Here is a 14,553-nt window from a genome sequence, read left to right as displayed (position 1 = left end):
CCGCGACGGCGCAGACGACGACCTGGTTGGTGGGCATTCTCTTCTGCATCAGCGACTGCGATGCGCCGGGCCCGCTTCGAAGGATTCTACCGCCAGGGCGTTCAGGTCCAGGATCATCGATCTATCTTCCGGTTGGGATGCTGGTCGTGCAAAGCCCTCCGGGCCACGCGGCCCGGAGGGGGAAGGCGCCGCGTCGTGGCGGCGGTCAGGGCGTTACCACGCAGCAGGGTTCCACCACCGTGCACGCGGCCACGCCGGCCTTGTAGCAGCAGGCGCCGTACGTCCACGCCGTGGGCGCCAGGGCGTTCGGCTCGGGCTCGTGCGCCGCGGCCACCGAGCCGTCAGCGGAGAAGCTCTCCACGGCCAGGGAGTTGATGTCCAGGGTCAGGTTGCGCATCGGAATATCTCCAGAAAACGATTGGTCGGTTTGGATTCGCGCCGGGGACCGTTCCCCGGCGCGTCGGGGCTGCACGCCTTCACTCAGGCGTAGCAGCAGGGATCGCTCACCGGGGCAGTCACCGGGCGCGCCTGCTCGACCACGCAGCAGTCGTCGTCCGTTTCGGTGGGCGGCGGGGCGGCCGCACCCCCCTGCGTGGGGTGCCCCGCGACGTTGGCGTCGAAGCTCTCGACGGTGAGGGCGCTGACGTCCAGGTTCAGCTTGCGCATCGGAATATCTCCAGAAAAACAAATAGTTGATTGGATTGGGCCCGGGCCACACGCCCGCGGCACTGCCGGCGCCCACGAGCCTTCCTGAGGCCGCCGGACACCGCATCCCAAGGCACGCGGCGTTCCAATCATGCCCATTACGCATAAGCGATTGAGCGGATTTCGTTTAGGAATTCGCTGTACCGTAGATGTCCCAGTGATTCAGGGGCGTCAGTGTCCCTGTATGGGCGTGGATGTCCCAAGGGCAGGTGGAAGCTTTCCGCTCATTCACGGGGTTCTCTGGATGCGAAAGGGCGGGCTCCCGATTGGGAAGCCCGCCCTACGCGCATCTAACCCATCCCTCCCTCTCACCCCGTCACCCGTTCACCCCATCACCCGTTCACCCCATCACCTTCACGCATCCCCCTCCAGATACGTATACCCCGCCAGCCCCGCGATGTAGTCGGCGATGAAGGCATTCGCCTCCGCGCGGGTGATCCGGCTGCCGGCGTTGGCGATCTTGCGGCGGAAGGTGGCGATCAGGTCCTGCGTGTTGAACTGCACGTAGTTCAGCACCTCGGTGATGGTGTCGCCGTGCACCAGGTCGCCGATCTCGTACCCCGTCTCCGTCAGCTTTACGTGCACGGCGTTGGTGTCGCCGAACAGGTTGTGCAGGTCGCCCAGGATCTCCTGGTACGCGCCGGTCAGAAAGATGCCCAGCACGTACGGCTCGTCGTGGCGAAAGGCGTGCAGCTCCAGGCTGGGCTTGCTCTTCCGCCATCCCACGAAGTGGTCGATCTTGCCGTCGCTGTCGCAGGTCACGTCCTGCAGCGTGCCCCGGCGCGTGGGCTCTTCGTGCAGCCGGTGAATGGGCATGATGGGGAACAGCTGGTCGATGGCCCAGCTGTCCGGCAGCGACTGGAAGAGCGAAAAGTTGCAGAAGTACCGGTCGATGAGGATGGCCTCCAGCTCGGGGAGGATGTCCTCGTACTCGTCGGGGTCCTTGGCCGCCAGCTGCGCCACGCGGTTCATGATGGACAGCCAGTACCGCTCGCCGATGGCCCGCTCGCGCAGCGACAGCGTGCCGCTGTTGAAGTGCACGATGAGCTGCTCCTTGAGGAACGCCGCGTCGTGGTACACCTCGTGTACGCGGCGCCCGTCCAGCTCGCGGAACACGCCGGCCAGCTCCTGCACCAGCGGGTGCGCCTCGTCGCTCACCGGCTCGGGCTTGTCGGGGCTCTGCGTCTCGAGGTCGATGACGTTGATGAGCAGCAGCGCGTGGTGCGCGGTAAGGGCCCGGCCGCTTTCGCTGATGATGTGCGGCATGGGCACCTCGTTCTCGCGGCACGCCTCGGCCAGGGCGTAGACGATGTCGTTGGCGTACTCCTGGATGGAGTAGTTCACGCTGGCGCTTCCGGTGGAGCGCGACCCGTCGTAGTCCACCCCCAGCCCGCCGCCCACGTCCACGTAGCCGATCTCCACCCCCAGCTGGCGCAGCTCCACGTAGTACCGCGCCACCTCCGTCATCCCCAGCTTGATGTTGCGGATGTCGGGGATCTGCGACCCCAGGTGAAAGTGGATGAGCTTGAGCACGTGCAGCTTGCCGGCCTGGTCCAGCATGTCCAGCACCTTTACCAGCTGCGCCGCGTTCAGGCCGAACTTGCTCTTTTCGCCCGCCGTCTCGCTCCAGCGGCCGGCGCCGGTGGCGCTCAGCTTGATGCGCACGCCGGCGGTGGGCTCCACGCCCATCTCCTCGGCCACGCGCAGCAGCACCTCGACCTCGCTCAGCTTTTCGATGACGATGAGCACCTGGTGGCCCAGCTTCTGGCCCATCAGGGCCAGCCGCATGAACTCCTCGTCCTTGTAGCCGTTGCAGATGATCAGGTGGTCGGCGCGCTCGTTCAGCGCCAGCACCGCCTGCAGCTCGGGCTTGCTTCCCACCTCCAGCCCCACGCCGTGGCGCTCGCCGTACTGGACGATCTCCTCGACCACGTGCCGCTGCTGGTTCACCTTGATGGGGTACACCGTGGTGTAGCCGCCCTCGTAGCCGAACTCCTTGATGGCCGTGGCGAAGCGGTCGCCCAGCGTTTCGATGCGCGTGCGCAGGATGTCGCTGAAGCGGATGAGCAGGGGAAGCCCCACCCCCTGCGCCTCCATGTCCGTCGCAAGCTCGAAAAGGTCCAGCGCCGGCCCGTCCGTCTTGGACGGGCTCACGGTCACGTGGCCCTTTTCGTTGATGTCGAAGTAGCCGATTCCCCAGCCTTCCACGTTGTACAGCTCGCGGGAATCGTCGATGGTCCACTTCTTAGGCAGCTCGGCCTCCGTCGGATGATACGTCCACGGTCGATCGGGATTGTGAGGGGATCGAATCTGGACCCTTTGGCCCGCGCGCGAAAGGGCCGGGGGCCCCGACTTGTTCGGCGGGGCGTCCCCCGGCTACTTTCACGCCACGCCGGCGGACCTCCGGACCCCTCACCAGACCGACCACCGCATGTACCGCGCGCCCGACTTTTCGCAGCCCCGCTTCGCCAACGCCCCCGCGGCCCGCTTCATGGCCGCCCCGGCGGACGGCGTGCTTCCCGAGGGCTTCTTCAGCACCACCAACCTGCCCACGTACGTCAAGCTGCAGAGCGGCGAGTGGAAGCTGCCCCGCGACCCGCGCATGGACAGCGCCCTGGTGCTGGACGCGGACGGCGCGCCGCGCGTGCTGGAAGGCCGCTACGTGCGCGGCGGGCAGCCGGTGGCCATGGGCCTTGCCGAAGACGGCAGCGAGGGGATCTACGTCCACGCGGCCGGGCTGATGGGCGCGGAGGGCGACGTGGGCCCCGAGGGCGAGTTCAAGTTCATGTCGTCCGAGGTCAGCCGCGAAAAGCCCACGGACTACGGCGAGATGGCGCGCATCCTGGTGGACGAGCGCGAGCGCGGCGGCCACTTCATCTGGGTCGTGGGCCCCGCCGTCCTCCACAGCCGCGGGCGCGACACGCTGGCGTGGTTCATCCGCGAGGGCTTCGTGGGGGCGCTGTTCGGCGGCAACGCGGTGGCGGTGCACGACATCGAGAGCGCCACCATGGGCACCACGCTGGGGATGAACAACCGCGGCATCCCCATGGAGGGCGGCCACGCCTTCCACATGCGCGCCATCAACCGCGTCCGCGCCGCCGGGTCCATCCCGGCCGCGGTGGAGCAGGGGATCATCACCGAGGGGGTGATGCACGCGGCGGTTACCTCCGGCGTCCCCTACGTGCTGGCCGGCTCCATCCGCGACGATGGGCCGCTGCCGGACACCATCACCGACGCCATCCGCTGCCAGGAGGTGATGAAGGAGCACACCCGCCGCTGCACGGGCGTCATCATGATCGCCACGGCGCTCCACTCCATCGCCACTGGCAACATGCTTCCCAGCTACGTGTGGAAGGAGGAGACGGGCGAGGTGCGGCCGCTGACGACGATCTGCGTGGACTCGTCCGAGTTCGTCGTCAGCAAGCTCAAGGACCGGGGCACGCACCAGGCGTTCGGCGTGATCACCAACGCGCAGGACTTCCTGCACGTGCTTCGCTTCTACGTGGAGCAGGAAGTGATGGAGCGCGCCCGCGCCCCGCAGGCCGTGGGGGCCGCCTGAGCGACGGATCGCGGATGGACGCGCCGCAGCCGGGGCGGATCGACCCCGCGCTTGCGGCGGCGCTGGGCGCGGCGGCGGAGCGCATTCCGCCGGAGCGGGTGGACGCGGTGTGGCTGTTTCCCGCGCGGCAGCTGGGGGCGCGGGAAAGCGGGCTGGCGGTGCTCTCCGTCTATGCGGACGGCGACGAGGCGCGGCGGACGCGCACCATCCACACGCTGCACTACGTGATGGAGCCGCCGGCGCCGCGGGCTCGGCCGGTGCGCACGGACGAGCTGCGGGAGCAGGGGACGGTGCCGCTGGACCGCGTGGACCGCATCATCGAGGGCGTGCTGCGCCGGCTGGATGTCCCCGAGACGCCGGACGTGCGGGAGACTGCGGGGGATGCGGCCCGGTGGGAGGCGCTGCTGGCGGAGCTGGCGGGCGTGCCGCTTGACCCGGGCAATCGAGAATCATTATCGTTAGTGCCGGACTTGTCCGATCCCGATCCCGACCATCAGAGGACCTGAATGGCCGCCAGCGAAGTCGTCGCCACGTCTCCCTACCTGCACCTGTTCCGGCGCTACCTGCGCCAGCACGGGCTGCCGGTCACGCTGCAGCGCGAGGTGGTTGCGGACGTGGTGTTCAGCTCTACCGAGCACCTGTCGGTGGAGGAGATCGAGGCCGAGCTCAAGAAGCGCGGCGAGCGCATCGGCAAGGCCACCATCTATCGCACCATGGAGATCCTGGTGCGCAGCGGGCTGGTGGAGGACCACGACTTCGGCGACGGGTTCAAGCGCTACGAGCACCTGTTCGGGCACCAGCGCGGCCACCAGCACCTGGTGTGCACGCACTGCCGCAACGTGGTGGAGTTTCGCCGTCCCGAGATCCAGCGCATTCAGGACGAGGTGGCGCGCGCCCACGGCTTTCTGCCCGCGCGGCACCGGCTGGAGGTGTACGGCCTGTGCCCCGACTGCCGCGCCGCCGGGGTGGAGCTGAAGTACGAAGGCGTGGCCTGCCCGGCACTGACGTTCTGAGCCGCCTCGGCTGATCGACAGTCGGGATGGACGACGAACCGCCCTGCGAGACGATCTCGCGGGGCGGTTTGCGTTTTGGTGGATTGTGTGGGCTCGGCCCCCACGGGGGATGTGTCCGCCGCCGCCGCCACGGGCTAAAGCCCGCGGCTAGAAATGCCATAAGCCCCGCCCTGGGCTCGCGGAGCTCGCCCGGCGGGGCTTCACCTGCTCGCGTTCGGAGAGCCCGTGCACACCCCTCCCCCGGGGTTGGGGGAGGGGTCGACCGCCGTTGCGAGGAACGAGCAAAAGGCCGGTCGGGCGAGAGGGGCCCTCGTGGAAACGCGCCGACTCACCCGTTCACCCGCTCACCCCTCCGCCCCTTTCCCCGCCGCCGGCCACGCGCGAGATTGCCCGCCCGCCGCACGGTCCAGTCGCGGCGCAACCACGTCCGCAACGCGAGAGCAGATCATGTCGGCTGAAATCCCCGAGTCGCTCCGGGACCTTTCCTGGGAGCTTCCGCGCAACTTCCTGGGGCTGGAGGGCGACGCGGCCACCTGGCAGAACGCCGGCGTCGTCATCCTCCCCATTCCGTACGAGGCCAGCGTAAGCTACCAGGGCGGCACCAAGCTGGGGCCCGACGCCATCATCCAGGCGTCGCGCTTCATCGAGCTGTACGACCAGGAGCTGGACGACGAGCCGGGGCCGCGCGTGGGCGTGTGCACCCTGCCGGCGCTGCACCTGACCTCCGCCGGCCCCGAGGCCGCCATCGGCGAGCTGCGCGAGGCCATGGACGCCATCCTGGCCGAGGCGGGCGACCGGCTGGTGATCGGGCTGGGCGGCGAGCACAGCATCACCAGCGCGCCGGTGCTGGCCCACGCCGACCGCCTGGGCGAGGGGCGCCGCCTGACCATCCTGCAGTTCGACGCACACGGCGACCTGCGGCTGGAGTACGAGGGCTCGCGGTTCTCGCACGCGGCCGTGATGGCGCAGTGCATCGACCGCGCGGACCTGGTGCAGGTGGGCATTCGCGCCATCACCAGCGAGGAGCGGGCGCTCATCCGCGAGCGCGAGGGGAGCATCACCACCATCTTCGCCGAGGAGATGTGGAGCGACGAGGCGTGGATCGACCGCGCATTCGCCGCGCTGGGCGACGACGTGTTCATCACCTTCGACGTGGACTACTTCGACCCGTCGCTGATGCCCGCCACCGGCACGCCCGAGCCGGGCGGCCCGCCCTGGTATCCCACGCTCAAGCTGCTGCGGCGCGTGTTCGAGGAAAAGAACGTGGTGGGCGTGGACGTGGTGGAGCTGGCCCCCATCGGCGGCAACGCGGCCCCGGACTTCGTGGTGGCCAAGCTGGTCTACAAGATGATCGGCTACCACTCGCTACGTGGCGCGGTGCACGGAACGAGGAGCACAGAAGAGGGACCGCGCTAGGAGACGAAGGACGGCCGGACCTCTCGTGGTCCGGCCGCCCCCCAGCGCCGTTCAGCAGTCGGGGCAGTCCGTACAGGTCGGCTCAACGCAGCACTTGGAGCAGATGGCGGGGCTCCCCGTGCACGACATGAGTGCCTGGAGCGGGATCGCGTTCGCCGCCGGCATGACTTCGAACGACTCCACCATCAGTTCGCCGAGTTTGAGTCTGGTCCGGTCCATGTTCCACCTCGTTGAATAATCGGGGAAGGGCTCCTCGCGCCGGAAGGGGCGCTCAGTAGCTGCGCCGCATAATAGGGGCCATAATGATGACAGGTGATCGGCGCAGATACCCGGACGCTGATTATCCAAGCTGTACACAGGATGATTAGCTACCACAGCCTTTCGAAGCGCCGCAGCTGATTCCACACCCGAGGGCTCGCGACGGAACACGGGAGGGCGCGGAGGGGTTCATCCGCGCCCTCCTTGTGTGTTGATCCCGCTGGAGTTCGCCTCAATCGGTGATCGTGGTGGCGGATGAGGGAAGCTTCCGTGCACGAGGGCCTCAAACGGAGCGCTTCTCCGCTTCTCCAACGGCATTCGAAGCTCTCGCGGGGGAAACTGGACGGCTGAATCGCTTGCATTCCGCCAGCTCAAACACGCTGATTCCAGGGAAGGTGGGCGGCGCACGCCCGTTGGCGCTCCACGTCAAATCGAAGGGAGACGGGGATGGGGACGGACATCGCGATGTTTGTGGAGCGGCGCGAGGGCAGCCGCTGGGTGCCCGCCGATCCTCCCGAGACGGTGCGTCGCGGGTACGACGACGAGGACTCTCTGGATCCCGTGAACGTCTATTCGCGCTGCGGGCCCAACACGGCGCTGGCCGAAGCGCTGGCCGACGGCGCGCGCGACGATGACATGGCCGCCGACCGGATGTCCAACGTTCCGCCGCTTCCCGGCCATCCGCGCGGGATGCCGCGGGACGCGTCGCCGGTGGTGATGGAGTACGCGGAATACGTGGGCGAGCTGGTCTTCCTCGTCAGCTGGATGACCGTGCGGGAGCTGCTGGACCTTCCCTGGGACGAGCCTTGCACGTACAGGGCGGCGTACGTCCGCAAGGAGTACGCGGAGCTCTTTGACGGCACCGCGTTTCCGGCGGAGTGGCCGGCGGACCGGGAGCTGTACGAGGCGGTCTACGTGAGCGACGAGGTAGCTGAGCGCCGCACGCGGGAGTACGGCGGCCAGTACGTCGCCTGGGAGTGGAACGGCAGGACCATCACCCTGGGCCAGGTGGGCCCGGAGTACGTCCGCGTGGGGTGGGTGGACCGGACGCTCGCGCAGATCGCCGGCGACTGCGTGATGAACCAGCTGCTTCCGCACCTGCGCGCGTACGGCGACCCGGACGCGCACCGCGTGATCTACTGGACCTGGTGAGGGATGGCGCGGCTCTCGCGTTGCCCGGCGGCCGTTGATGGATGTTTACCGGAGCAGAGGAGAGCGGATGCCGCGCGAGGTAACGGACGGGGAGGGGACCACGTGGAGCTGCGTGGAGGCGTACGCGGGGCTTTCGGAGGATGGAAAGAGCGAGGCGGCGCGGGTGGAGGGGACGGACCGCTACCGGGTGGTGTGCACGCCCAGCGGCGGCGCCATGTCGGTGAACCTGGAGCTGCCCGGCGGCTGGGACGAGTCGCTGTCGGACGAGGAGCTGGTGCGGGAGATCGAGTCCGCGGCGGGGTAGAGGGAGAATTCTGTTCCTCGCCGTGACTTCCTGAGGGAGGCGCCGCTCGGGCCCTCCCCATACGACGGACCCTGGCGCCGACCGAAGGATCTCGCGGGCAAAACCGAGAGGCTGGATTCCGGCGGCCGGGCTTGCCTCTCGCGTGCCGGGAGAAGATCCTTCGGTCGCGCGCAAGTGGCTGTGTGGCTTCCGGTTGCACGTGGTGCGCTCCCTCAGGAAGTCAGCCCTGGCCTGGGGGCGCTCCCGGGGACTGCGGAAGAATTCGGCGGGAGTCCGTTGACTTGCGGCGCGTGCGTGCCTAGTTTATAGGGCTGCCATGCCGCGGAATTCGCGGATGTGATCGGGTTCGATGACCTGGATACGAACGCCAGGTCTTATTTTCTTCATCCTGGAAGGGATCGTCGTGGTAGAGATTCAGCTCGCGGAGACCGACCGCCTGGACTGGGCCCTGAAGCAGTTCCGCCGCCGCATGATCCGCTCGGGCCTGTTCAAGGACATGCGCCGCAAGCGGTTCTACGAGAAGCCCAGCGAAGCTCGCAAGGCCAAGGAAAAGGCCGCCGAGCGCCGCCGGCACAAGGACCGCAAGCGCGCCGCGCGCCGCTACAACTTCTAAGCGGTTCGCTCTCCCGACGTCTGAAACGCGAGCGAGGCCCGGGCCAAATGGCCAGGGCCTCGCTTTGCCGCGCCTACCAGCGATCGCCGCCGCGGTCCCGGTCGCGTCCGCCGCCACCGCCGCGGCCACCCCCGCCGCCGCCGTAGCCGCCCCCGCCGCCGCCACGGCCACCACCCCCGCCGCCGTAGCCGCCGCCCCCACCGCCGTAGCCGCCACCGCCGCCGCCGTAGCCGCCGCCACCCCCACGGCCGCCACCGCCGCCGCCGTAGCCGCCGCGTCCGCCGCCGCCGGCGTCACCGCCGCCCGCCGGCGCGTCCAGGCGCACGACGCCCTCCGCGGCCGGGCCCTTCTGGCCCTGCACCACGTCGAACTCCACGCGCTCGCCGTCTACCAGCGTCTTGAACCCGCCCCCCTGGATGGCGCTGTGGTGGACAAAGACGTCGCCCTCGCCGTTTTCACGGGCGATGAAGCCGAAGCCCTTTTCCGGATTGAACCACTTCACCGTTCCCGTCTCTCTGGCCATTTGCTCGCCCGTTACGAAGAGGTGTTGAGATGTACTGCCGCGCTCACAACCTACGCGCGAGCACGCCGCGTGCCAAGAGTGAGCGTCAAATACGCCAGCAAGGGCTGGACCAGTCTCGCCTGTGGCGTTAAATTACAGGGCTTGTAAAAAGCGGGCGCTCTCCCCAGAGGCGCCCGCTTTTTCTCATCGGTCGGGGGCACCCCACACAGAGCCCAGATATCAAGCCCGGCTTCGTCGCGTCTCACGCATGCGGTGGAATGTGCGCGCCCGGGGTAGCGGAATCCGGCTAAACTCACTATTTTACAGGGCTGTTTCCGAAACGCGGGCACCTCCGCAGCGAGGCGCCCGTATTTCATTTCGGAAATCGCAAACACCTGACGAACACCGGACCCGAGGCCGTCTGGCCCGCTGAAAGAATACCTGATGTCCATTCGCAACATCGCCATCATCGCCCACGTCGACCACGGAAAGACGACGCTGGTGGACCACATGCTCCGCCAGGCCGGCACCTTCCGTGACAACCAGCACGTGGCGGAGCGGGTGATGGACAGCAACCCGCTGGAGCGCGAGCGCGGGATCACGATCTTGGCCAAGAACCTGTCGGTGCGCTGGAAGGACAACAAGATCAACATCGTCGACACGCCGGGGCACAGCGACTTCGGCGGCGAGGTGGAGCGCATCCTTCGCATGGTGGACGGCGTGATCCTGCTGGTCGACGCGGCCGAGGGCCCCATGCCCCAGACCCGCTTCGTGACCCGCAAGGCCATGGAGCTGGGGCTGCAGCCCATCGTGGTCATCAACAAGATCGACCGCGGCGACGCCGACCCGCACCGGGTGCACGACGAGGTGCTGGAGCTGTTCATGGAGCTGGAGGCCGACGACCACCAGCTGGACTGCCCCTTCCTCTACGCCGTGGGCCGCGAGGGCGTGGCCATGCGCCAGCCCGAGGACGAGCGCACGAACCTGACGCCGCTGTTCGACGCCATCCTGGAGACCATCCCCGCCCCCACGGGCGACGCGGAGGGGCCGTTCCAGATGCTGGTGTCGACCATCGACTACTCGCCGTACCTGGGGCGCCTGGCGATCGGGCGCATCGAGCGCGGGGTGGTGAAGGTGGGCGAGAGCGTGCTGCTGCTGGAGCACGGCCACGACGGCGAAGACTCGGCGCCCGGCGCGCGCAACCGCGTGGGCAAGCTGTTCACCTTCAACGGCCTGGAGCGGCTGGAGATCGAGTCGGCCTCGGCCGGCGACATCGTGGCGCTGAGCGGGCTGCAGAACGTGGACATCGGCAGCACGGTGTGCGACCCGGAGCACCCGGAGCCGCTGGCCGGCATCGCGGTCGAGGAGCCGACGGTCTCGGTCGACATCATGCTCAACAACTCGCCCTTCGCGGGGCGCGAGGGCAAGTACGTCACCAGCCGCCAGGTGCGCGACCGGCTGTTCAAGGAGCTGGAGAGCAACGTGGCGCTGCGGGTGGAGGAGACGGACAGTCCCGACACGCTGACGGTGAGCGGCCGCGGCGAGCTGCACCTGGGGATCCTGATGGAGACCATGCGCCGCGAGGGGTACGAGTTCGCGGTCTCGCGCCCGCGCGTGATCCTGAAGAAGGGGCTGGACGGGCAGCTGCAGGAGCCGTACGAAGAGGTGACCATCGACGTCCCCGAGACGCTGATGGGGCCGGTGATCCAGGAGCTGGGCCAGCGCCGCGGCGAGATGCGCGAGATGAAGAACCCGGGCGGCGGACTGGTCCGGCTCGTCTACCGCATGCCGGCGCGCGGGCTGTTCGGCTACCGCAGCGAATTCCTTACCGCCACGCGCGGCGAGGGCGTTCTGCACCACCGCTTCCTGGAGTACGGCCCGTACGTGGGCCCCATGAGCACCCGCAACCGCGGCGTGCTGGTGAGCATGATGGGCGGGGAGAGCGTGGCGTTCTCGCTGGGCAACCTGCAGGAGCGTTCGACGTTCTTCATCGAGCCCGGCGTGCCGGTGTACGAGGGGATGATCGTGGGCGAGAACAGCCGTCCGGGCGACATGGAGGTCAACGTCACCAAGGGCAAAAAGCTCACGAACATGCGCGCCAGCGGCAGCGACGACAACATCCTGCTGGAGCCGCCGCGCGTGATGTCGCTCGAGGACGCGATGGGCTACATCGCCGACGACGAGCTCATCGAGGTGACGCCGCAGACCATCCGCCTGCGGAAGCGCCTGCTGAGCGCGAACGACCGCAAGAAGGCCTCGCGCGCGGCGTCCGCGTAAAGGGCGGTACGAAGGTACGAAAAGATCAGCCTCACGCGTCTGCGCGTGAGGCTGATCTTTTTCGCTGGAGAGGGTGGAAAAGGAACGGGTCTCACACAGAGTCAGCAGAGTCAACAGAGTTTTCTCGCCGCGCTGAACGGGCTCTGCTGACTCTGCGGAGACTCGCTTCTTCCCCCGGCTTCGTTACACCACCGGCACCACCTTGCCGTCGAAGATGCGGATCTTCTGGCCGTCGAACTTGGTCAGCTCGAAGAACGCGTCGTCCTCGTTGAAGCCCAGCGACATCTCCTGCAGCAGCCCGATGGCGATCGCCTCGCCCAGCGGCAGCGACTCGGTGTAGTCCGAGCGCCAGTGCACGCCGGCCGCGTCGCGGAAGAGGGCGATGTTGCCCGCCAGCTTGTTCAGCTCGCCGCCCAGTGTCATCTGCGACGCGTCGGTGCCGGTGTAGGGGACAAGCGCCAGGCCGTCGGTGCTGGCCTGCACCGGGTTTTCGATCGGCCTGTTCTCGTCAAAGAAGGCCTTGAGGATGGTGACCAGCGCTCCGGAGCCGGCGGCGTGGCCGGCGCCGTACGCCGGGTGCGTGGGCGCCCCCTCGGGGTACGCCTGCGGGAGCAGGTACGAGGTGGGAAAGCGCTCGCCCGCGTTGCCGAAGTACTGCGACAGCCTTGCCGGCTTCTCCGCCGTCGGCGCCAGCGTGAGCGACTCGACGATGCTGGCGTGCAGCGGGTACGTCCGCGCGCCGGTCACGTGGTTGTGCACGCGCCCGCCGTACTCCTCGGGCCGCAGGCGGCGGTGCACGCCCCACTTCTGCCACCACACCGCCCGCAGCGCCCGGCCAAGCACCTCGCTCAGCGCCTGCAGCAGGTGCGGCGGGCCGAACGTCGCAAAGGGCGCCTGCGTCCTGCTGTCCATGGCCGTGCCGGGCGGATCGTACGGGTTCCCCTGGTCCTTGGGAAACTCCAGGTCGATCTGCGGCCGCCCGGTGATCCCGGCCTGCAGCGCCAACTGGTTGCCGGTGGGCTCGCTCATCAGGATCCACGCGGTGTTGTAGTACGCGTCCACCACCTGGTCAAAGTGCACGAGCGTGGCCCCGTCGCGCAGGTTGCGAATGAAGCGCCGCGCCGTGTCGAACGTGTCCAGCCCGCGCTTGTCCACGCCGTTCTGCACGTCCAGCCACCAGGCGAAGTCCGTGAGGTAGTCCACCCCGGCCGCCGCGGGGATGAGCCGCTGGTCGATGACGCGCGCGCCGTAGGAGATGAAGCCCTCGTTGGCGTCGCGGCCCAGCGTGTCCGGCTTGCGCGGGTCCGTGTTGCCCTTGAGCAGGAATTGGCTCACGTACGGCCCCACCTGCTCGCCCGGGTAGATGCCGCGGAATACGTTCTGTGCGGAGACGGGCCTGGTGCCGCCGAACTGCGGGAACTCGCTGTTGAGCGACGTGATCGCCGCCGCGACGGTCGCGTCTGAACCGTAGCTGGCGAAGTGAACGTCGCGGGCCACCGCCATCCAGTACAGCTCACCCATCTCGTGCGCCGTGACCTCGCTCTCGAAGCGCGGCGCGGGCGGCATCGTACGCTCCTGCGCATCCGGCCCCGCGACGTCGAACGCCAGCCCCGACTGCGGGTTGGTGAGCTTGACCGCAGTGGAAGACGCGAGGTCGATCTCCTCGAAGTCCGCGGGGTCGCGGCTCTCCAGGGCGCGCAGCAGCGTGGCGTACGAGCCCGGATCGGGGTCGCCCAGCGCGTCGTGCTTGAGGCTCTTGCTGTAGTTGCCGACGAAGCGCTGCGCCGGGTAGTTGACCTCGTCGTTGTTGTTGGCGTGCTCGTCGTGGCGCCGTTCCGCCGCGACCTGCGCCGCCTGCACGCGCACGTCGCGCGCGGACAGCCGCCGCTCCTCCACGCGGCGCGCCAGCGGCGTTTTCTGCACGTTCACGTTGTCGATGATGGCCATTCCGGCCCACGCCGTGGGTTGGCCCCCGGCGGAGATGTCGATCAGCACCGCGGTAACGGTGAAGGGTGTGGCGTTGCGGACGCGGAGGTCCCATCCCACGCCGTCGGCCGAGGTTTCCCAGTACAGGACCCCGGCACGCTCACGCAGCCGCACCCAGCGGTGGGCTACGGCGTCGTATGGAAGCGTCTCCAGAATTGTCCAGGTTCCGGCGACCTGCTGCGCGAAGACGATGGTCCTGTCCCTGATGGTGATGAGCAGGTGGTTGCTGATGTCGACGCCGAGGGAGAGGGAGGTCTGGCCGGGCGGCTGGAGCGCGTGGACCACTTCCAGGCGTACCTCGGAGTCGGTCAGGTCGTACCTGAGACTGGAGCTGATCCCCGAGTAGCCGTGGGTGCCGATGGCCGGACGGATCTCGATACGTCCGTTGGTCTCGCGGATGCGCTCGGCGGCAGGCGGCGGGTTGCCGACAGTCAACCACTTCGCGCTGTCGATCTGGTTGTCGTTGAAGTTGTCGACGAGCGTATGTGCCTTCGCCATCATGCTGCTCCTGCCAGGGTTCGTGTCCGTCCCGCCGCCGATGCGCGGCGGGGCTGCGATGCCGGTCGTTTTGCCGGCGGTGGCCTCCCAGGCCAGTTCTCTCACCGTCTTTGTCGGTTGAACACAAAAGGCCCCCGGCCGGCGCTGTGCCGGCGGGGGCCTCGTTGGGTCCCGGATTGATCGATTGCGCTCATCCTGCCGCGGCGGCGCAGGGGTGCGCCGCCGCGCCGTCATCCTGCGATCAGACGATCACCGGCTCCACCTTGCCGT

The 14,553-nt window shown here is 68.3% G+C and carries 13 protein-coding genes; 8 read left to right on the top strand and 5 right to left on the bottom strand.

What is annotated here, in order from left to right; all coding sequences use genetic code 11:
* Window positions 1-205 precede the first annotated feature (205 nt).
* The 3 genes from VGC13_RS01190 to speA all read right to left on the bottom strand — a co-directional run bounded on the left by VGC13_RS01190 (window position 206) and on the right by speA (window position 2,958).
* A complete protein-coding gene (locus tag VGC13_RS01190; protein ID WP_331123358.1) occupies window positions 206-397 on the bottom strand; it encodes a hypothetical protein in 192 nt (63 codons plus the stop codon).
* 83 nt (window positions 398-480) lie between these two features.
* Window positions 481-666 (bottom strand): hypothetical protein, encoded by a 186-nt coding sequence (locus VGC13_RS01185; RefSeq protein WP_331123357.1) that lies wholly within the window; start codon window positions 664-666, stop codon window positions 481-483.
* A 393-nt stretch (window positions 667-1,059) separates the two neighbouring features.
* Window positions 1,060-2,958 carry a biosynthetic arginine decarboxylase gene (gene speA, locus VGC13_RS01180; RefSeq protein WP_331123617.1) on the bottom strand — a complete coding sequence of 633 codons (1,899 nt, stop codon included), beginning with the start codon at window positions 2,956-2,958 and terminating at the stop codon, window positions 1,060-1,062.
* A gap of 178 nt (window positions 2,959-3,136) precedes the next feature.
* Here speA and VGC13_RS01175 point away from each other — a divergent pair, with 178 nt between their 5' ends.
* The 7 genes from VGC13_RS01175 to rpsU all read left to right on the top strand — a co-directional run bounded on the left by VGC13_RS01175 (window position 3,137) and on the right by rpsU (window position 9,020).
* Window positions 3,137-4,264 carry a hypothetical protein gene (locus VGC13_RS01175; RefSeq protein WP_331123356.1) on the top strand — a complete coding sequence of 376 codons (1,128 nt, stop codon included), beginning with the start codon at window positions 3,137-3,139 and terminating at the stop codon, window positions 4,262-4,264.
* A 14-nt stretch (window positions 4,265-4,278) separates the two neighbouring features.
* A complete protein-coding gene (locus VGC13_RS01170) occupies window positions 4,279-4,770 on the top strand; it encodes a hypothetical protein (protein ID WP_331123355.1) in 492 nt (163 codons plus the stop codon).
* Complete coding sequence (locus VGC13_RS01165; protein WP_331123354.1) at window positions 4,771-5,277, top strand: Fur family transcriptional regulator; 507 nt, start codon at window positions 4,771-4,773, stop codon at window positions 5,275-5,277.
* 447 nt (window positions 5,278-5,724) lie between these two features.
* Entirely contained in the window at window positions 5,725-6,693 is a 969-nt protein-coding gene (gene speB / locus VGC13_RS01160) for an agmatinase (protein ID WP_331123353.1), read from the top strand.
* 705 nt (window positions 6,694-7,398) lie between these two features.
* Entirely contained in the window at window positions 7,399-8,103 is a 705-nt protein-coding gene (locus tag VGC13_RS01155) for a hypothetical protein (RefSeq protein ID WP_331123352.1), read from the top strand.
* A 67-nt stretch (window positions 8,104-8,170) separates the two neighbouring features.
* Window positions 8,171-8,407 carry a hypothetical protein gene (locus VGC13_RS01150; protein ID WP_331123351.1) on the top strand — a complete coding sequence of 79 codons (237 nt, stop codon included), beginning with the start codon at window positions 8,171-8,173 and terminating at the stop codon, window positions 8,405-8,407.
* Window positions 8,408-8,756: 349 nt separating this feature from the next.
* The gene (gene rpsU, locus VGC13_RS01145; protein ID WP_331123350.1) at window positions 8,757-9,020 is read left to right on the top strand and encodes a 30S ribosomal protein S21; all 264 of its coding nucleotides are present in this window, start codon (window positions 8,757-8,759) and stop codon (window positions 9,018-9,020) included.
* A 73-nt stretch (window positions 9,021-9,093) separates the two neighbouring features.
* Here the strand turns inward: rpsU and VGC13_RS33380 are convergent, their stop codons facing one another.
* Window positions 9,094-9,543: a cold-shock protein gene (locus tag VGC13_RS33380; protein WP_349264165.1), complete on the bottom strand. Its 450-nt coding sequence runs from the start codon at window positions 9,541-9,543 to the stop codon at window positions 9,094-9,096.
* 423 nt (window positions 9,544-9,966) lie between these two features.
* Between VGC13_RS33380 and typA the strand changes: the two genes are divergently transcribed.
* A complete protein-coding gene (gene typA, locus VGC13_RS01135; protein ID WP_331123349.1) occupies window positions 9,967-11,799 on the top strand; it encodes a translational GTPase TypA in 1,833 nt (610 codons plus the stop codon).
* Window positions 11,800-11,982: 183 nt separating this feature from the next.
* On the opposite strand, the gene VGC13_RS01130 is transcribed toward typA, so the two are convergent.
* The gene (locus VGC13_RS01130) at window positions 11,983-14,283 is read right to left on the bottom strand and encodes a hypothetical protein (protein ID WP_331123348.1); all 2,301 of its coding nucleotides are present in this window, start codon (window positions 14,281-14,283) and stop codon (window positions 11,983-11,985) included.
* Between the last annotated feature and the right edge of the window lie 270 nt (window positions 14,284-14,553).

The sequence above is a fragment of the Longimicrobium sp. genome (assembly GCF_036399255.1).
GTDB lineage: Bacteria > Gemmatimonadota > Gemmatimonadetes > Longimicrobiales > Longimicrobiaceae > Longimicrobium.
The sequence above is the reverse complement of the archived record's forward strand: the minus strand, read 5'-3'. Positions and strand labels throughout refer to the sequence as shown.